The 18,333-nt window shown below is 66.5% G+C and carries 16 protein-coding genes; 3 read left to right on the forward strand and 13 right to left on the reverse strand.

The genetic code is table 11. The features are described 5' to 3' along the window. Positions 1-8: 8 nt before the first annotated feature. The 9 genes from LK10_RS12645 to LK10_RS12685 form a co-directional block, all read right to left on the reverse strand. Positions 9-2,384 (reverse strand): beta-xylosidase/alpha-l-arabinosidase, encoded by a 2,376-nt coding sequence (locus tag LK10_RS12645; protein ID WP_043124194.1) that lies wholly within the window; start codon positions 2,382-2,384, stop codon positions 9-11. A gap of 22 nt (positions 2,385-2,406) precedes the next feature. Further along, a complete protein-coding gene (locus LK10_RS12650) occupies positions 2,407-3,423 on the reverse strand; it encodes a Gfo/Idh/MocA family protein (RefSeq protein ID WP_043124196.1) in 1,017 nt (338 codons plus the stop codon). Continuing rightward, on the reverse strand, positions 3,423-4,364 hold the full coding sequence (locus LK10_RS12655) for an aldo/keto reductase (RefSeq protein WP_043124198.1): 942 nt from the start codon (positions 4,362-4,364) through the stop codon (positions 3,423-3,425). The genes LK10_RS12650 and LK10_RS12655 overlap by 1 nt, the downstream gene beginning before the upstream one ends. Before the next feature lie 2 nt (positions 4,365-4,366). Then, positions 4,367-5,434 carry an NAD-dependent epimerase/dehydratase family protein gene (locus tag LK10_RS12660; protein ID WP_043124200.1) on the reverse strand — a complete coding sequence of 356 codons (1,068 nt, stop codon included), beginning with the start codon at positions 5,432-5,434 and terminating at the stop codon, positions 4,367-4,369. A 14-nt stretch (positions 5,435-5,448) separates the two neighbouring features. Next, complete coding sequence (locus LK10_RS12665) at positions 5,449-5,805, reverse strand: tautomerase family protein (protein WP_043124202.1); 357 nt, start codon at positions 5,803-5,805, stop codon at positions 5,449-5,451. A gap of 19 nt (positions 5,806-5,824) precedes the next feature. Then, the gene (locus LK10_RS12670; protein WP_043124204.1) at positions 5,825-6,613 is read right to left on the reverse strand and encodes a carbohydrate ABC transporter permease; all 789 of its coding nucleotides are present in this window, start codon (positions 6,611-6,613) and stop codon (positions 5,825-5,827) included. After that, complete coding sequence (locus LK10_RS12675) at positions 6,613-7,542, reverse strand: carbohydrate ABC transporter permease (RefSeq protein ID WP_043124205.1); 930 nt, start codon at positions 7,540-7,542, stop codon at positions 6,613-6,615. Before LK10_RS12675 ends, LK10_RS12670 begins: the two co-directional genes overlap by 1 nt. After that, complete coding sequence (locus LK10_RS12680; RefSeq protein ID WP_052207293.1) at positions 7,539-8,915, reverse strand: ABC transporter substrate-binding protein; 1,377 nt, start codon at positions 8,913-8,915, stop codon at positions 7,539-7,541. The genes LK10_RS12675 and LK10_RS12680 overlap by 4 nt, the downstream gene beginning before the upstream one ends. Positions 8,916-9,174: 259 nt before the next feature. After that, positions 9,175-10,206, reverse strand: coding sequence for a LacI family DNA-binding transcriptional regulator (locus LK10_RS12685; protein ID WP_197061929.1), 1,032 nt, complete (start codon positions 10,204-10,206; stop codon positions 9,175-9,177). A gap of 138 nt (positions 10,207-10,344) precedes the next feature. On the opposite strand from LK10_RS12685, the gene LK10_RS12690 reads away from it, so the two are divergent. Together LK10_RS12690 and LK10_RS12695 are read left to right on the forward strand one after the other, a co-directional pair. Next, the gene (locus LK10_RS12690) at positions 10,345-11,148 is read left to right on the forward strand and encodes an SDR family NAD(P)-dependent oxidoreductase (protein WP_052207294.1); all 804 of its coding nucleotides are present in this window, start codon (positions 10,345-10,347) and stop codon (positions 11,146-11,148) included. Beyond that, positions 11,145-12,008, forward strand: coding sequence for an SMP-30/gluconolactonase/LRE family protein (locus LK10_RS12695; RefSeq protein ID WP_043124208.1), 864 nt, complete (start codon positions 11,145-11,147; stop codon positions 12,006-12,008). Before LK10_RS12690 ends, LK10_RS12695 begins: the two co-directional genes overlap by 4 nt. 189 nt (positions 12,009-12,197) lie before the next feature. On the opposite strand, the gene LK10_RS12700 is transcribed toward LK10_RS12695, so the two are convergent. From LK10_RS12700 to LK10_RS12710, 3 genes are read right to left on the reverse strand one after another with little or no spacing between them, the layout of a single operon-like run. Next, on the reverse strand, positions 12,198-13,916 hold the full coding sequence (locus LK10_RS12700; protein WP_052207295.1) for an IlvD/Edd family dehydratase: 1,719 nt from the start codon (positions 13,914-13,916) through the stop codon (positions 12,198-12,200). 24 nt (positions 13,917-13,940) lie between these two features. Further along, positions 13,941-15,044 (reverse strand): zinc-binding dehydrogenase, encoded by a 1,104-nt coding sequence (locus tag LK10_RS12705; protein ID WP_043124212.1) that lies wholly within the window; start codon positions 15,042-15,044, stop codon positions 13,941-13,943. Positions 15,045-15,047: 3 nt separating this feature from the next. Beyond that, the gene (locus LK10_RS12710) at positions 15,048-16,481 is read right to left on the reverse strand and encodes a glycoside hydrolase family 5 protein (RefSeq protein ID WP_052207296.1); all 1,434 of its coding nucleotides are present in this window, start codon (positions 16,479-16,481) and stop codon (positions 15,048-15,050) included. Positions 16,482-16,613: 132 nt separating this feature from the next. On the opposite strand from LK10_RS12710, the gene LK10_RS12715 reads away from it, so the two are divergent. Beyond that, complete coding sequence (locus LK10_RS12715) at positions 16,614-17,357, forward strand: GolD/DthD family dehydrogenase (RefSeq protein ID WP_231567754.1); 744 nt, start codon at positions 16,614-16,616, stop codon at positions 17,355-17,357. A 35-nt stretch (positions 17,358-17,392) separates the two neighbouring features. On the opposite strand, the gene LK10_RS12720 is transcribed toward LK10_RS12715, so the two are convergent. After that, positions 17,393-17,878, reverse strand: coding sequence for a hypothetical protein (locus LK10_RS12720; RefSeq protein WP_043124216.1), 486 nt, complete (start codon positions 17,876-17,878; stop codon positions 17,393-17,395). Between the last annotated feature and the right edge of the window lie 455 nt (positions 17,879-18,333).

The raw sequence follows: 18,333 nt of genomic DNA on the forward strand, positions 1-18,333 counted from the left end.
AAACACCTTCACTTTCGGGCGCTACTCCTTGAGACAGTGCAAACCGGGTGCAGGGCGCGAGTGTGATCCACTGCCCGGGTCGGGCCGGTCAGTGTCACCGTATGGGTGAGTGCCATATCCGCACTGGAGCGGCCCAGCCCGAGGACGATCTCACCGGATTCAACGATCCGCCGCCCGTCACGCCCCGTGAACGAGCCCAGCTCGGCCGGTACCTCGAATGTGAGGAGCGCTTCTTCGGAAGGATCCAGCTCGATCCGCTGGTAGCCGATCAGGCGCTGGAGGGGGCGCACGACCGACGCGACGGGGTCATGCAGGTACAGCTGGACGACGTCCGACCCGCTCCGGGTGCCCACGTTCCGGATGCGCACCGTGAGCCGCACCATTCCGTCGGTCGAAATGCTGTCAGCATCCGCCTCGAGATCGCTCCACTCGAAACTCGTGTAGCCGAGTCCGTGCCCGAACGCGAAGGCGGGGGTTGGATCGATGTTCGAGACGGAGGTCTTGCGTCCCAGAGCGGGCGCGAGATAGGTGGAGGGCTGGGCGTCGGGACGGCGCGGAATGCTGACGGGGAGCCGTCCCGAAGGATTGACCCTTCCGCTCAGGACGCCGGCCACGGCGCCCGTTCCCTCCTCACCCGGGAAGAAGGCCTGGACGATCGCTCCGGCGGCAGAGCACGTCTCCCCACCGAGCGCGTACGGTCGCCCCGAGAGAAGCACGACGACGGCGGGCGTCCCCGTTGCGAGGACCCGCTCCAGGAGCGCTTGCTGAGCCCCGGGCAGGGCCAGCGAACCAGCATCACAGCCCTCCCCACTGGTTCCCCTGCCGAAGAGGCCAGCTCGGTCACCGAGGGCGAGGATGACGAGATCTGCGTCAGAGGCGGCCTGGTCGGCATCCGCGAACTCATCGGTCTCGCCCCCGTCGATGCTCGTGCCGCGGACGAAGCTGATCTCGCTCGCCGGGAACTCCTCCTTGAGGGATTCGAGAAGGGTAGGCAGGCGCAGTCCGAGGGGCGTCTCCGGGTGCTGCGCCCCGACGTGGGCGGGGAAGGAGTAGCAGCCGAGGACGGCCATCGGGTCGTCTGCGGTCGGGCCGACCACCGCGACGCGCTTCGGGGCTGTCAGCGGAAGGGTTCCGTCATTGGAGAGCAGGACCACGGCCTGTTCAGCCAGTTCTCGCGCGAGCGCGCGGTTCCGAGAGCTGTCCAGATCGATGGTCTCCCGGAGAGCGGATGGGTCGGAGAGGTCAGTGCCTTCCAGCGCCTGCGGGACCGGCGACCACTTCGGGTCAAGCATGCCGAGCTGGATCTTCTGGGTGAGCACCCGCTTGAGAGCCCTATCGAGGAGCTCTTCCTTGATCCGGCCCTCCCGCACGCCCTGTATGAGAGGTGCACCGTACGCCTTGACGGTCGGGAGTTCCACGTCGACTCCCGCCGTCAGGGCCTGTTCCGCGGCCTCCTCCCACGTGGCGGCGATAGCGTGCAGCGTCCGGAGGAACGCGATCCCGAAGTAGTCGGCGACGACCGTCCCTTCGAAGCCCCAAGTATCACGAAGCAGCCCCGTGAGAAGCTCCTGGTCAGCAGCGGAGGGCACGCCGTCGATATCGGTGTAGGCGTGCATGACGGACCGGACGCCGGACTCCCGGACCGCCATTTCGAACGGCGGCAGCAGGACGTCGGCCAGTTCGCGACGCCCAATCGAGACGGGCGCGAGATTACGCGCCGCCTTCGACCCCGAGTAGCCGACGAAGTGCTTGAGGGTGGCGACGATGCCGGCGCTCTCGAGCCCTTTGATGTAGGCGGTGGCAATGCTGCCGACAAGGTACGGATCCTCGCCGATGGTCTCCTCGACACGGCCCCACCGCGGATCCCGGACTACGTCGAGGACGGGGGCGAGCCCTTGGTGGACGCCAACCGAACGCATGTCGTGGCCGATGCTCGAGCTCATCTGCTGAACGAGGCTCGGGTTGAACGTGGCACCCCACGAGAGCGGCACCGGATACGCCGTCGCACCCCAAGTCGCAAAACCCGCAAGGCACTCCTCATGGGCGAGGGCGGGAATCCCGAACCGGTTTTCGGCCATGATCCGCTGCTGCGTCCGCATGAGCGACAGTGCGCCGAGCGCCGGGTCCACGGGAGCAGTCCCGAACGGCCGCGTGAGCTGCCCGAGTCCGGAGGGCAGGAGCTCATCGAAGTCGACTCCCTCCTCCATCTCATGCTGGTGGGGAGCGACCTCGCCGCCCTGGTCGGAGGCCCCGACCCATACTCCGTAGAGCTGGGCCACCTTTTCCTCGATGGTGAGTTCGGCGATCAATGCGGCCGCGCGTTCCTCGGCAGGCCGAGCCGGGTCGCTCCAAGGGCCCGCGAGGGCAGTACTTGAAGAGGACATGAATGCTTCCTTCCGAGGGCGTTTATCGAATTCCTGCCATCGCATAGATCGCGTCGATGGCTTCCATATTGCGAACGTAGTCCAGGCCTTCCGTCGCGAGCGTCTTCCGCGAACGCAGGCCTTCAATCACTGCCGCGAGTTGATGGTCGTAGGTATCCAGGCCGGCGACCGTCGAAATGTGGGTGACGCCGTCACGTTCAACGCGAATCGAATGCCCACGAGCAGGGAAGACGAGGTTTTCGACGCGCAACGTTCCCCTTTCGCAGACAACAGTGAGGCTCGATTCGAGTCTGACGTCGGGTTCCATGCTCGCGCTCACGACGCCGTGGACGGCGTCGTCGTGGACCGCCCCGTCGGGCACCCCGCCGTCGTGCATGCCGCCGTCGAACTCAACAAGCGCCTCAATCCACACGTCCGCTCCCAGACGGTTCAGTCCTGCAGTTGTGTGGGTGACCCGGGGCTCGCCGAACAGGGTCCGCACCCAGTGCACCGGATAGCAGCCGAGATCCATGAGCGCCCCGCCACCGAGTTCGGGAACATGGCGGATCGACGCCGGATCGAACGGGTTCGCGCCATTGAATGTTGCCTTGACCGAAATCGGCGAGCCGAGCGTACGGGATTCGAGAAAGTCGCGGATCCACGCCTGAAGGGGGTGGTAGTAGTCGTGGAAGGCCTCGATTGCCCTTTGGCCTGTTCGTTCTGCTGCGGCCAGGACAGCCTTTGCCTCCGACGCATTCATTGCCATCGGCTTCTCGCAGAGAACGTCCTTTCCGGCTTCGAGGGCCGCAATTGTCCAGCGCGCATGCTCTGAAGGTGCCAGCGCGATGTAGACGAGCTCGATCGAATCGTCGGCAAGGAGATCTTCGTACCGGGAGTAAGCGGTGGGAATTCCGTGCCGCTCGGCGAATTCAGGCGCACGACGCCGGGAGGCCACGGCCACGAGCTCGACGTCGTTCCGTCGTCGTGCGGGATTGATCATCGCGGCAGGGGCGATGCCGGCGGCACCCAACAGGCCGACCCGCAGAGATGTGCCCTCCATCAGTCCAACCAGAAATCGCTCGGCGGAACCATCGTCTCAAGCTCGGCCCACAGCCCTTCCGGAATCTCCAGGCCCGCGTACTCGAGGGTCTGGTCGACCCGCTCTGGAGACGAGACGCCAACCACGGTCGCGTCGATGAACGGCGCACGGAGGGAGAACTGCAGCGCGGCCGCCGGGAGCGGGACCTCGTGCCGAGCGCAGGCCGCGGCCATGGCTCGGGCGGCGTCGGCAATGCGCTCGTCGCGCTCGCCGTAGCCGTATTTGCTCTGCACGTCGGGACCCTTCGCGAGCATGCCCCCGCCGAAGGGAGCAGCATTGACGACGCCGATGCCGCGCTGGCGTGCGGTGGCGAACAAGGACTGTGCCGATCGGTCCAACAGGGTGTAGCGGTTGTGGCTGAGCAGGGCGTCGAACTTGCCCGTCTCAAGGTACTGCGCGAGCAGCCGTACAGGACCCCCTGCCACACCGATGTAGTCGACCCTTCCCTCGTCACGCAGCCGAACGAGGGCCTCGACAGCGCCGCCGGGCGCGACGGCCTCCTCGAAGGAGATCCGCTCGGGGTCGTGCAGGTAGAGCAGCGGCACCCGGTCGACCCCGAGCCGCTCGAGGCTCTCCTCATAGGAGGCAAGAACCCGCTTGCCCGAGAAATCGCCCGTGACCGGGTCTGGGTCGACTTTCGTCGCAAGCACGACGTCGGCCGGGAGGCCTCCGCGTGCGGCGAGCGCGAGGCCGATCCGCTTCTCGGCCTCCCCGTGCTCGCCATAGCCGTTCGAGGTGTCGATGAAGCGAATCGGGCTGTCGAGGACGGCCTCTATGGTCGCTACTGCGCGCTCGTCGCTCACGTCGTAGCCGTAGAGCCGCGGCATGCTGGCCAGCGGGCTTGTGCCCACGCAGAGGGGGGTGACCTCGAGGCCGGTGGAGCCCAGGGGCCGGGGGGTCATGGTCACGAGGCGTCCTCCGCGAGTGCCGGGGCGCGGTCGGCGAACGCCTGGTGGGCGGCGTGGTAGGCGTCGACGACGCGATCGAGGATGGCCTCAGTCGCGGCGTCACCCTTTGCGGTTTCGGGGTGAGCGTCGCGCCATTCGAGCATCCGCCTTACCGCCCGCTCGAACGTGAGCCGCGGGGCGTAGCCCGGCACGAAGCGACGGATCTTCGAGTTGTCGAAGACCGCCGAATGGCCTAGATCCCCGATGAACTCGCCGGACCAGAACCACTCGGGTGCTACGACCGGATAGAGCTCGCTGGCCACGTGCACGAGGCGAGGTTCAACCCCGAGGGCCGTGGCGAACAGGGTGTAGATCTGATCCCACGTGAGGACGTCGTCGCCTGTGATGTGGAACGTCTCTCCGATCGCCCGCTCGCTGCCGAGCAGCCCGACGAGGCCCTGTGCGAAGTCCTCAGCGTGGGTGAGCGTCCAGAGCGAAGTCCCGTCGCCATGGACCGGGATCTCGGCACCGCGGGCGATGCGGTCGATGACTGTCCAGCCGCCGGGCAAAGGCGGGTTCGCGTCGTCGTACGTGTGGGAGGGACGGATCACGGTGACGGGGAAGCCCTGCTCGCGGTACGCGCGGGCGAGCGCGAGCTCGGCCCGCCATTTCGCGGTCGCGTACGGGAGGGGTGGGTTCGGTCCGACCGGCGTCGATTCCGTGATCGGCGTGACGAGTACCGGTTTGGCGTAGATCGAGCCCGAGCTGATGTGGACGTACTGCCGGGTGCGGCCGGAGAACAGCGAGACCCAGCGCGCGACGTCGTCCTCGTCGTAGGAGAGGAAGTTGACGACGGCGTCGAAGGTGCGGTCTCCGAGGGCTCCCCTGACGGAATCGCTGTCCGTCACGTCGCCCGTGAGCTGCTCCACTTCGGATGGCAGCGAGCGGCCCGCCCTGTTGGCGCCTCGGTTGAGCACGGTGACAGCCATGCCGTGGGCCGCGGCGAGCCGCACGGATGAGGCGCTGATGGTCCCGGTGCCGCCAAGGAACAGCACCCTGAGGGGTGCCGCGTCGTACTGAAGCATCTGATCTTCTTCCTTCACTTGCCTGCGTACCAGTCTTCGAAGCCGTTCTCGACGAGCGAGATGAGCACATCCTCCGCCCGAACACCCAGAGGCGCGAGCTTGGCGACCACCGTTTCGAAGAATTTGCGCTTCACGGCGACGGGATACATGTGCACTGCCGTGACTTGAATGAGCAGGAGGCTCCGCCGGTCGACGCCGTTGTACCCGGGATCGAACTTGAGCTCGCCTTCCGCGTGGGGCCGGAAGACTTGGAAACGGTCGTCGGCAGGGATCCCGAGCGCCTCGATCTGGGCGTCGTGGATCGCGGACGAGATGGCCTCGTGGGAACTTTCGTAGAGCCCGCGCTCGAGGTCGACCTGAATTAGTGGCATTCGTTCTCCTAGGAGTTGATCACTTGATAGCGCCGGCCGAAAGGCCGCGCTCGAACAGGCCCTGAAGGCACAGGTACGCGACGATCTCGGGGATCGCGGTCAGGACCGCGGACGCAAGGATCTTCGTCTGGTCGTTGCTGAACTCGCCCACGAAGAACTGGGGGACCAGGGTGATGGTCTGCATGTCCTGCGACTGGAGGAAGACAAGCGGCATCAGGTAGTCGTTCCAAGCCCCGATGAGCGTGAAGATCAGCACTGCGGCGGCGATCGGCCTGGTCAGCGGGATGACCAGGTGGATGAAGCCGCGGAAGGAATTGGCGCCGTCGACCCGAGCCGCCTCGAACATCTCGTCCGGAAGCCCGTGGATGAAGTTGCGCGTCAGGAGCACGGCAAATGGCACCTGCAGCGCGGCCAAGGGCAGGATCACTGCCCAATAGGTGTTGAACAGCCCGACGGCCTGAGTCGTGGTGAAGAGCGGCGTCAGGAGCACGACCTCGGGCAGGGTGAGGCACGCGAGGAGCATCCAGAAGTAGACCTCGCGGAAGCGGATGTGCAGCTTCGCGAAGCCGTAGGCCGCAAGCATGGTGACGACATACACGAGCACGATGACCCCGGCCGCGATGAGCGCGCTGTTGAGGAAGAAGCGGAAGAAGCCGGGCACTTGGAGGACGTCGCGGTAGTTGGCCCAGCCGTCTCCGGCGAGCGAGCCTTGCACCATCGCGATGAGGGGGAACAGGTAGGGCAGTACCAGGAGCGTTGCGATGAGCTGCAGGAGCCCCTTGGCCCACCATCTGCGAACTTCGAACATCACCGATCCGCCTTCTCACGCCCGACGACCTGCAGGATGATGGCCATCACGAGGGCGACGACCAGCAGGATGATGGAAAGCGCCGCGCCGTAGCCGACGTGTGCCAGCTGGATGGTCATCTGATAGATGTACGTGCCGAGGAACTGGGTCGAATTGTTCGGCCCAGCGATGGTCACGAGCCACGGGACGTCGAACGTCTTGAGGGCGCCGATCGCGCTCAGGATCCCGAGCGAAACTGTGGTTCCGCGCAGGTTCGGCCAGATGATGCTCCAGAGCACCCGGAGGTTCCCTGCGCCGTCGATCCGGGCCGCTTCGATGTACGTCTGGTCGATCTGGCTCATGGCGGCGTAGTACAGCACGAATGTGAGCCCGGTCCACTGCCAGATGGTGATCGCCATGATGACCGGCAGCGACGTGGACTCCTGGCCGATCCAAGGCTGGGCGAGGAAGCCAAGGCCGAGGTGGCTGAGGACCGAGTTGAACTGGCCGTTCGCCGCAAAGATCTGGCGGAACACCGGGGCCATGATGGCGGGAGCCAGCACGACCGGCACGAAGATGATCACCTTGTAGAGCATCGCGAGCTTGATGCGCGAGTGCATGATGACGGCGAAGATCACGCCGAGCGCGGTCTGCACCACGAAGGTGACGACGAAGAAGATCGCCGTGTGCCAGACGGCTTTCCAGAACACTGGGTCGTGGGAGATGTTGAGGTAGTTCTTGAACCCGACCGAGAGCGGGTCGGGGCTAGCGCCATCCCAGTTGAGGCCCGAAATGTAGACGGTGTAGCCGATGCAGTAGTAGATGAGCCCCACCCCGAGAACGAGGGCGGGCAGGATCCACGGGAGGCCTGATGCTTGAAGGCGGCGGCCGCGCGGCCGGCTCGTGGAGCCGACCGCGCGGGTCAACCGCTCCGAGGTGGAGACGGTCATTGGTTCGCCTTCGCCGCGTCTGCGGCCTGCTGCAGCGTTGCTGCGGCTCCCTGCGGGGTTGCACTCCCGCTGGCTACAGATTGCGCGGCGGCCAGGAACGCGTTCTCGATATCGGAGTTGAGCAGAGCGAAGCGATGCTCGTCGACCGACGACGCGTTCTTCAGGTAGTCGTTGACGGGGCCGCTCTGCAGGGCGGGGTCGACGAATTTGATCGTGTTGAAGTCGGGTGAAACGCCCTTCAAGACGGAGGTGGTGTCGAGACGGTTGGCTACGACCTGCTGGCCGTTGGTGCTGGCGGTCATCCACTTTACGAACGTCTCGGCGGCAGCCCTGTTCTTCGACTTGCTGGCCACGGCCAGGCCGTAGTCGGCGTCACCGAACATCTCCGAGGTGTTGCCCTTGCCGGCAACATCGGGGAACTGCATGGGCAAGATCGGGAATGGCTTGGCACCCGCGACCCCCGCGGACCCGAGGGCCTGGGTCATCGAATTCTGGGTCGCGTACTGCGTGTACCAGCTGCCCATCATCACCATCGCGTACTTGCCGGTGAGGAAGGCGTTGTTCACGTCAGGGTACTGCTGGGCACCGAGCGCGCCCTTCTGCATGATGCCGCTCGTGAACAGGTCCTTCCAGATCGAGAGCGTCTGGGCGATCTGGGGTGAGTTCCATTTCGCTTGGCCCTGAGAGGCCTTCGTCCAGTAGCCCGGCTCGACCGAGTTCGAGATGGCCTGCAGCGTGTCCTGATCGAAGCCCTCCTGGGCTGCACCCTGGGCGAAGCAGCCGACGCCGTTGCTCGCGAAGGTCTGGCAGACCTGCTTCCACTCGTCGAGCGTCTTCGGCGGCTGCAGGTTGTACTTCTTGAACAGGTCGGCATTGTACCAGATCGAGCCGGCGTAGGTCGAGCCCACGGGCATGGCGGTGAGCTTGCCGTTGGAGCTGAGGCCGTCAACCGCGATGCTCGAGATCTTCGACTTCCAGTCGCTCCCGAGGGCGCTCTGGGCAGTAGAGCTCAGATCCTCGGCGTAGGAGCCGAACTGCTGGACGTAGGCGCCCGGCTGGAGGTCGTACACGTCCGGGCCGTTGTTGGAAGCCAGAGCCGGGCGCATCGAGGCCTGGTAGTCCGAGATGCCGACCAGCTTGTAGTTGACCTTGATGTTTGGATACTGCTTGTTGAATGCGGCGATGAAGTCGTTCGCCTCGTTGGTGTTGGTCGGAGTCCACCCCCACCAGTTGATGGTGCCGCTTGTCGCCGAACCGGCCGCGCCCTGGTTGTTGCCGCCCGAGCAGGCGACGAGCCCCAGGCCAGCCATACCCGCTACCGCGAGGGCAGCGAACGACCGGAGAGCGGTCTTCGATTTGAATGGGAATCGCATGTCAGTCCTCTTGCGTCGCGGATACAGCACTGTGTCCGGATGAGCGCCGGCCGGCAGGTCCGGCGCGCTCTGAGTCCCCGGCTTGGCCGGGCTCAGTCGCCTTCGGTTTTGAGTCCGAGAGGGGGCTCGTTGTCCGAGGCGAATGAGACGAAACTAACAACAGCGAAAATTTGCGTCAAGGTTTACCTGAAAACTCGAAACTTTTCGTTCGAGGAGCGCGGGGGATCCCCTAGTCCTTCGACGAGAAACGGGTGTGCGCTCAGGCGCGGGGCGCCGTGCTGCTTTCGCGCACTACGAGTGAGGTAGCCATGTCGACGCGGCTGAAGGCGAGCTCCGGCTCGTCGCGGAGCCGAAGGACGAGGTGCATCGCCTGCTCGGCCATTTCGGCGAGCGGGACCCTTACGGTCGTGAGGGGCGGCCCAACCCACTGTGCGATTGCCAGGTCGTCATAGCCGACGACCGAGAGGTCATCGGGAATCCGAAGTCCGAGCGAGCGGGCCGCCTCGTACACACCGAGGGCCTGGAGGTCGCTCGAAGCGAAGATGGCACTCGGCGGCTCGGGTGCTGAGAGCAGCTCGCGTCCCTCGATCACGCCATCGTCGCGATGGAACGTCCCGGGCCGGATGTAGTCGCGGCGTACCCCGATGCCGGCGGCCTCGAGCGCGGCGCGATAGCCCGAGAGGCGGGCAGTTGAGGCCATCATGCTCTCGGGGCCAGTGATGATGGCGATGCGCTTGTGCCCCAGCTGGATCAGATGCTGTGTAGCCAGAAAGCCGCCGTTCCAGTCAGCGGAGCCGATCGAGGGGGCGTCCGTCGCCGGGGCGCCGTACGGGTCCATCATCACGATCGGGATGGCTCGGCTCCGCAGCCGCGCGAGGTCCTTCTCGGGCAGCAGTGCGGCGACCAGGATGATGCCGAGGGGCTGGCGTCGGAGCACCCCGTCAACCCACCCCGGGCCGGGCAGATGCGAGTCCTCGGCGCTCGCGACGACGACGCCGATGCCCTGTTCGCGCGCCGCACGCTCGATCCCCGAAATGGCGGCGCCGGCGAATGGACTGTCGATCTCGAAGCACAGCACCTCGATCAGCGGGGCGGTGCTCTGGGCGCTCAGCCGACGGTTGTAGTTGCGTTCCTCGAGCAGCGATTCGATGCGGCTGCGGGTCTCGTCCGAAACGCCGCTGCGGCCGTTCAGAACCTTCGAGACGGTTGCCACGGACACGTTCGCAAGCGCTGCGACCTCTGAGAGCGTTGCTCGCGTGGCCGGCAAGTTGCCGGTCGCCTCGTTCACCATGCGGTTCATGGTATCGGCGCGCGGCGACCGCGGTTGTCCTGAAGGTGTGATCGATTGACGGCGTGCTGGAGAGCTCATAGCCTGACTTTTCAGATAGTTTTCCTGCGTATCTCGAAACGTTGTACTGAGAGGGTATCAATGACGACGACCGACGGAGAGCGCAGTCTCAAATCGCAGCCTGCCTTTGCGCGCTATCCCTCGCTCGAGGGGCGCGTCGCATTCGTCAGCGGGGGTGCGACAGGGCTCGGCGCCGAGTTCGTTTCGCAGCTCGCCGCGCAGGGGGCCAGAGTCGCGTTCGTCGACTTGGACGAAGATGCCGGAACCGAGCTCAGGGCCAGCATCACCGAGCGGGGGGACCCCGAGCCCTTCTTTCAGAGGGTGGATGTCCGAGAAGTGAAGGCCCTGGAGCAGGCCATCATGCAAGCCTCGGAGGCCTTTGGGCCCGTCACAGTACTGGTCAACAACGCGGCCAATGACACGAGGCGCAAGGTTGCCGAGATCGACCCTGCTCTGTGGGACGACGGGATAGCCGTGAACGTCCGGCATCACTTCTTCGCCGCCAAGACGGTGTGGCCGATGATGAAGGCTGCAGGCGGAGGCTCAATCATCAACCTAGGCTCGATCAGTGCCCACATCGACTTGGTCGACTTGCCTGTCTACATCACGGCCAAGGCTGGCATCGAGGGGCTCACGCGGACCCTGGCCCGTGAGTTGGGGCCGGACGGCATCCGCGTGAACTGCGTGATTCCCGGTTGGATCATGACCCCGCGCCAGCTCGAGAGTTGGGTTGGAGATGCGGAGCGCGAGAAGATTCTCGCCGCGCAGTGTGTGCCCGAGCTCCTGTACCCCGCCGACGTGGCCCGCATCGTGCTGTGGCTTGCTGCGGATGATTCGAGGCTGGCGACAGGGCAGACGTGGGTCGTGGACGGAGGCTGGCAATGAGGGCCGAACAGATCACGGCGCCGATTACGTGGCACGGCGAGGGTCCCTGCTGGGACCCCGCGGGGCGCCGGATGCTCGTCGTCGACATGATGGCGGGCGCCGTCGTCGACCTCTCCTCGCTCGAAAGCCCGCGGCGCCATGACATCGGGAGCCCGGTGGCCGCCGTCGTGCGCCCGCGCGCCCGCGGAGGTTTCGTAGTCGCGACCGAGCACGCTTTCGCGCTCTTCGACGAGGACTTCGCTCTTGAGCGTCGCCTCCCCGAGGTGGTGGACGACGGCGGAATTCGGCTCAACGAGGGGGGATGCGACCCCCGTGGCCGCTTCTATTGCGGATCCATGGCCTACGACGAGACTCCTGGCGCGGGTTCGGTCTACCGACTCGAGCCAGACGGGTCCGTGTCCACCGCGTTGGAAGGAGTGACCATCTCCAACGGCCTTCAGTGGAGCCACGATGGCGCGCTCGCCTACTACATCGACACACCGACCAGACGTGTCGACGTCTTCGACTTCGACGGCTCTGATGGTTCGTTCCACAACAGGCGGCCTTTGGTCGAGTTGGGCGACGACGTCGCGGGCGCACCCGACGGCATGACCATCGACGCCGAAGGCGGACTCTGGGTCGCGCTGTGGGGCGGAGGCGCCGTCCGGCGTTACGACGCCGAGGGAAAGCTCACGGAAGTGGTGGACGTGCCGGGAGTGAGCCACACGAGCGCCGCGGCGTTCGGGGGTGCTGACCTCGACACGCTCTACATCACCTCGTCTCGCCAGCATCTCCCCGACGGCGCCGAGCCGCAGGCGGGCGCCGTCTTCGCCGTGCAGCCGGGAGTCCGCGGCGCGGCCCTCAACGCCTTCGCCGGCTGATGGATCCGGCGCGCCGCAGGGGTCAGCTAGGGGGGTGAGTTGGCGTACCCGAGACGCGCTGGAGGGTGAGTTGGCGTACCCGAAACGTGCTGGAGGGTGAGTTGGCGTACCCGAAACGGTAGGGGTGGTCCTTCTTCCGTTTCGGGTACAGATACGTCTCGGGTACAGATACGTCTCGGGTACAGATAGTCAGTGCGACTCCCGCGTCACCTCAGATCCGCTCGAACCGACGAGGAAGTCGAGGTCCGCCCCAGTGTCGGCGCCCTGCACGTGGTCGATATAGAGCTTCTGCCATCCGCGGTCGGCCTGAGCGAAACCGTCGAGGGCGCGCTGGGCAGTTCGCCGGTTGGCGAGTTCGGCCTCGTCGACGAGCAGTTCGAGGCGTCGGTTCGGCACGTCGAGCAAGATGAGGTCGCCGTCCTCGACCAGGGCGAGCGGGCCGCCTGCGGCCGCCTCCGGGGCCACGTGGAGCACGACCGTGCCGTACGCGGTTCCGGACATGCGGCCGTCGCAGATGCGGACCACGTCGCGGACCCCCTGCTTGAGCAGCTTCTGCGGCAGCGGCATGTTCGCGACCTCGGGCATGCCCGGGTAGCCCTTCGGGCCACACCCGCGGAGAATCAGCACCGAATCGGCGTCGATGTCGAGCTCGGGGTCGTCGAGACGCGCGTGGGCGTCCTCGATCGAGTCGAAGACGACCGCGCGGCCCGTGTGCACGAGCAGTTCAGGGGTCGCGGCAGCTGGCTTGATGATCGCCCCGCGCGGGGCGAGGTTTCCCCGGAGAACTGCAATTCCGGCGTCGTCCTGTAGGGGTTCGGAACGCGGTGAGATGACATCCCGGTCCCACACGCCGTGGCCGCCGAGGTACTCCGTGAGGGGCTTGCCGGTGACGGTCCGGGCGAGCGGATCGAGCAGGTCCACGAGCTGATCGAGGACGGCGAGGAAGCCGCCGGCCCGGAAGAGGTCCTCCATGAGGTAGCGGCCGGCGGGCTGCAGGTTGACGAGAAGGGGGACCTTCCCGCCGATGCGGTCGAAGTCCTCGAGCGTGAGGTCGATCCCGAGCCGGCCCGCGATAGCGAGGAGGTGCACCACGGCGTTCGTCGAGCCGCCGATGGCAGCGAGCGCGACGATGGCGTTGTGGAACGACTCCTTCGTGATCACCTGGGAGATGCGACGGTCCTCGGTAGCGAGCTCCACTGCGAGCCGTCCCGAGGCGTGTGCCGCCTCGAGCAGGCGGCTGTCCGCCGCCGGCGTCCCTGCGACGCCGGGAATGGTCATTCCGAGCGCCTCTGCCAGGAGGCCCATCGTCGATGCGGTGCCCATCGTGTTGCAGTGGCCCTTGCTGCGGATCATCTTCTTGTCGCTGGCCTCGAATTCCGCCGCTGGCAGCGTGCCCGCCCTGACCTCCTCCGACAGCTGCCATACCCCGGTGCCGCAGCCCATTCGCTCGCCCCGGAAGTAGCCGTTCAGCATGGGCCCCCCGGGAAGGACGACGGCGGGCAGGTCGACGGACGCTGCCCCCATCAGTAGCGCAGGGATCGTCTTGTCGCACCCGCCGAGCAGCACAACGGCGTCGATCGGGTTGGCGCGCAGCATCTCCTCAATAGCCATCGCGGCCATGTTGCGCCACAGCATCGCCGTCGGCTTGACGACGGTCTCGCCCAGCGAGACCACCGGCAGGTTGACCGGCACCCCGCCCGCCTCCCACACGCCCTGCTTGACGTAGTCGGCGACCTCGTTGAAGTGCATATTGCACGGAGTCAGATCGCTCGCGGTGTTCGCGATGGCGATCTGCGGCCGTCCGTCGAACGCATGGTCGGGCACTCCTCGCCGCATCCAAGCGCGATGGATGAAGGGGTCGCGGCCCTCGCCGCCGTACCAGCCCTGTGAGCGGACCATCTGTTTCATCTCTTTCTTGCGTTGAGATTTGCGCTACGGCACGAGGATTCCGCGCCCGACGGCTCCCGCCGTTAGCCGCTCGTAGGCTTCCCCGAATTCGGTAAGGGGCAACCGGTCGCCCACGAGCTTGTCGAGGGGCAGCTTTCCGGCGAGATACAGCCCGAAGATGCGCGGGAGGTCGAGCGGTGGGTTGCTCGATCCGTAGAGCGAACCGACAACGCGCTTCTGCCGCTGAACAAGCTGATTCAAGGGAACGGGGAATTCGGCACCGGTTGCCCCGAGGCCGACCGCGACGAGGGTTCCGCCCGGCGCCACGCACGCGAGCGCCTGCTGGAGGGTCTGGGACCGTCCGATCGCCTCGATGGCCCACGGCACTCCCGCGCCGCCGGTGATCGCAAGGACGCGTTCGACGACGTCGTCGTCCCGTGCGTTGATCGTGTGGGTTGCGCCGAGCTCCCGCGCGAGGTCGAGTTTGGCCTCGTCGACGTCGACGACGATGAGCGGATGCGCCCCGACGAGGGCCGCGCCCATCACGCTCGAGAGGCCGACTCCACCAGCACCGAGGACCAGGAGGGGCCGCCCGGCCGCCTCCCGCACCTCGTGGAACACGGCCCCCACCCCGGTGATGACGGCGCACGCCGAGATGGCCGCGATCTCGGGCGGGACGCCGTCGGGCACGGGCACGGCAGCGTTCTCGTTGACCACCACTCGCTCCGCGAAGCAGGAGACCCCCATCAAATGGTGCAGCTCACCGCCGTCGGCCATTGAAAGCCGCGATGTGCCGTCCGGAAGGCCGCCCGCCGCCGCCTGCACCGCGCCCAGTTCGCACAGCACGGGGTTGCCGGAGATGCACGCGTCGCAACGGCCGCAGCGCGGCCGCCACAGGAGGGCTACCCGGTCGCCTACGCGGATGCAGCCGGAGGCGCCCGGCCCCACCTCCTCCACGATGCCCGCACCCTCGTGCCCGAGGACGAGGGGCAGCGGCGCGGTGAGGTCACCGGTCATGTAGTGGTAGTCGCTGTGGCAGACGCCCGCGGCTTCGATGCGCACGAGCAGCTCGCCCGTGCGCGGCGCCGAGAGCTCGACGTCCTCGAGCTGGGGCGGCTCACCGGGGGAGCGAAGCACGACGGCGCGCATGGCCTAAGCCCGCTCGGCGGGCTCGGTGACGGACTGGGCGTCCTGGCCGGACACGAGCTGGTCCCGGAGGCTCTCGCGCACCTCGCACTGCTCAAAGGAGAAGGAATCGGCTAGGGCATCGAGCTCGTTGTCGGAGAGCCCACGGAACAGCTCTGCGTAGTCGTCGGCGAGCGGCTGGGCGAAGAGGAGGTTGTTCAGCACGGTCGCGACCGTGTCGAAACGGCCCCACGGGTACGGGGTCCAGTTGGGGAACTCGCGCTCCATCAGGTCCTGGACGGCCTGGCTGACCTCGCGCACGCCTTCGCCGCCGAGCCGATCACTGCCCCATTGATCGGCGGCGAGACGGTTCTTCTTCGTGACGAACTCATCGAAGCGCTGCCGGTAGGGGGACTGCTCCGAGACGTTCACGAGGCCCTGCCGGCCGAGGTCCTTGTACATCCAGCTCGTCCAGCTGACGTCGAACTCGCCGTACAGCTCGAGCTGGTCGGCGAGAATCTGCCGGCGCATCGCGTCGACGCGCTCGTCGCCGGTGTAGATCGGGGCGAACTCGCCCACCATGATCGGCGTGCCCGTCTGCCGGGCGTACTCGGAGCGCTGCAGGAACTTCTTCCGCGCGTACTCCTTGTCGATGTACGTGCCGTCGGTGTAGCCGGGGTAGTCGCCCCCGCGGCCTAGCCCAGAGGCGACGTAGTCGTGGAGGCTGTAGACGGTGTTCGGCCACGGCTCGGCGTCGAACATGTCGAACTCGGTTGAGTAGGTGTTGCCGTCAAGGAAGATGGTGTGATGCGGGTCGATCGCGCGCACGGCCTCGAACAGCCGGCGGTAGAGCGGCCCGACCACGGCACGGGTCTCGTCCGCGGGCTCGTTCATGAGGTTGTAGCCGGCGACCCACGTGTTGTCCTTGTAGTGCTCGGCGATTGCCTTCCAGATGTTCTCCACCCGGTCCTGGAAGTGCGGGTGCCGCCAGAGGTGCGGCTCGTGGGTCGAGTTGTCGGAGTGCCAGTGGTGGTTCTGGCTGCCCGGGAGCGCGTGCAGATCGATGATGGAGTAGATGCCGTGCCGCCCGGAGGCCTCGACGGCGCGGTCGAGATGGTCGAAGGCAGTCGGGAGGATGGCGAAGGGGTCCTCGTCCGACTCGAAGTGATGGTAGTTGACCGGGATTCGGATGATCGTCATGCCGAGCGAGCCGAGGAAGGCGGCATCGGCCTCGCCGTAGAACGCGTTCAGGAGGCGCTCGAAGAAGCGCTGTGCGCGGTCAGGGCCGATGACGCCGGCGACCTTCTCGCGCATGAGCGTCTCATTGGCGGCGTAGCCGGTGATGAAATTCTCCATGTTGAGCCATCCGCCGACGCAGACGCCGGTGAAGCGGATGGGCTTGCCCCACCCGTCGATGAACCGGGAGCCGTCGGTGCGGACAAACTTTGGGGGGCGCTCCATTCTCCAACCTCACTGTTTCGTCAACTCGCATCGCGAAACGTTTCGTAAGTATTGCGACTATTTTCGCAGGGCTTTTAGGCTATGGAGCAGCGTGGGAGCGTGTCAAGCAATTCGGGACGAGGAGTGAGAAGAGTGGAACAGTCGTTCGCAGGGAAGGTCGCGGTCGTCACGGGGGCTGCAAGCGGAATCGGGTACACCGTCGCGCGCCACTTCGCGGAGCGGGGAGCGCGGGTGGTTGGAGTGGACCTTGCCGAACGGGTCGTCGAACTCATGGGGGATCTCGGGGGAGCGGCGCACCATGGAGTCGTGAAGGATCTGACGGAGCCGACGGCGGCAACGCAGGTGTTCGAAGAGGTGCAGAGAGTGGCTGGGACGCCGCACATCCTCGTCAACTCGGCGGGCGTCGCTTTGCTTGATCCCGCGACGGATGTTTCGCCGGAGCGGTGGAAGGCCACTCTGGACGTCAATCTCAGTGCAAGCTTCTACATGGCACAAGCAGCGGGGCGCATCATGCTTGAGGCCCGATACGGACGGATCATCAACCTCGCCTCGCAAGCCGCCGTCGTCGGGCTTGACCAGCACGCTGCCTACTGTGCGAGCAAGGCGGCCATAGTGGGCCTCACGAGGGTCCTCTCGCTCGAGTGGGCGCGGCGGGGAGTCACCGTGAACGCTGTCTCTCCGACCGTCGTCGAGACGCCGCTGGGCAAGGCGGCCTGGGCCGGGGAGAAGGGCGAGAAGGCCAAGGCGGACATCCCTGTGGGCCGCTTCGCCCAGCCCGAGGAAGTCGCCGCCCTCATCGGGTTCCTCGCGAGCGACGCCGCGGCCATGATCACCGGCGAAAACGTCCTGATCGACGGGGGATACACGTCGGTTTGAGCCGCGACGAGGGCGGCGGGGGCCGCCCCGTCGCGCTACGTCCTAGAGGCGCGCCGGACCAGCCAGACCGCGACCGCCGCGGCAGCGAGGAAGGCTCCTCCCGCAATGACGCCAGTTGCCGGCCCGGTCCCACCCGAGGCGCTGCGGAGCTCCCTCGAGGCCGTCCGGGCGGTGTCGGCGATGGCCTTCTGCCCGGCCCTGACAGCCTTCCTGCTCGCAGGCAGCGGGGCTTCGGAGACCGCGTCGGCGAGGTGCTCGGCGGCTTCGGCCAGACGGCTGGTCGCGGCCCTTGTCGCGGCTTCGGCCTTCTGGGTGCCCTTGGTGGCTGTCTTGCCCACGGTTTCGCCCACTGGGGCGAGGCTTTCGAGGCGGTGGCGGAGCCCGTCCAAGGCTTCGTCGAGCCCTCCCCTGACCTGGGGCGTTACCCGGTTCAGGCTTGATTCGATCCGGGCGATGGAGTGGCGGATGGCTGCTTCGGCCGCAGATGCGGTTGATTTGGCATCGGACTTGGTCGTGCCCATGGAGGCCTCCCTGTTCGCTTGCGGTGTTCGACCAGAGTACGACGCGCCCCGCGGAGGGGGGAACCGCTCAGCGACCTCCTTGTGGTGGTGCATCGGGCCTGGGCCGGTGGACGGACTGGGGCGGCCTCGGGGGAACGTATCGTGGCGCGTGAGTGAGGTGAGGGGCGAGGGGGCGTTGGGGGCGCACCTCAGCCCGCTCCGCATCGACCCCCTGCGCTTTCCTCGTGTGCCCTCGAGCAAACAGGTGGGGTGCATTCGCCGCTCGGACATGCGGCCTCCCTCTGCCGTCATGAGAAGTCACCCCTCGATCTGCACCGACATTTGACAGACCAGTAAGTAAGCGCTGTAGGCTGGCCTCATATGTCAACAAAGATCGATCGCCCCTCGACGCTCGTCATCAATGGGGCGGCTGCCTACGCGCGAGTAAACTTGGCTTCGGGCCGGAAGAATCGACT

Origin of the sequence: Sinomonas humi (assembly GCF_000802235.1) — a bacterium.
Classification (GTDB): Bacteria; Actinomycetota; Actinomycetes; order Actinomycetales; family Micrococcaceae; genus Sinomonas; species Sinomonas humi.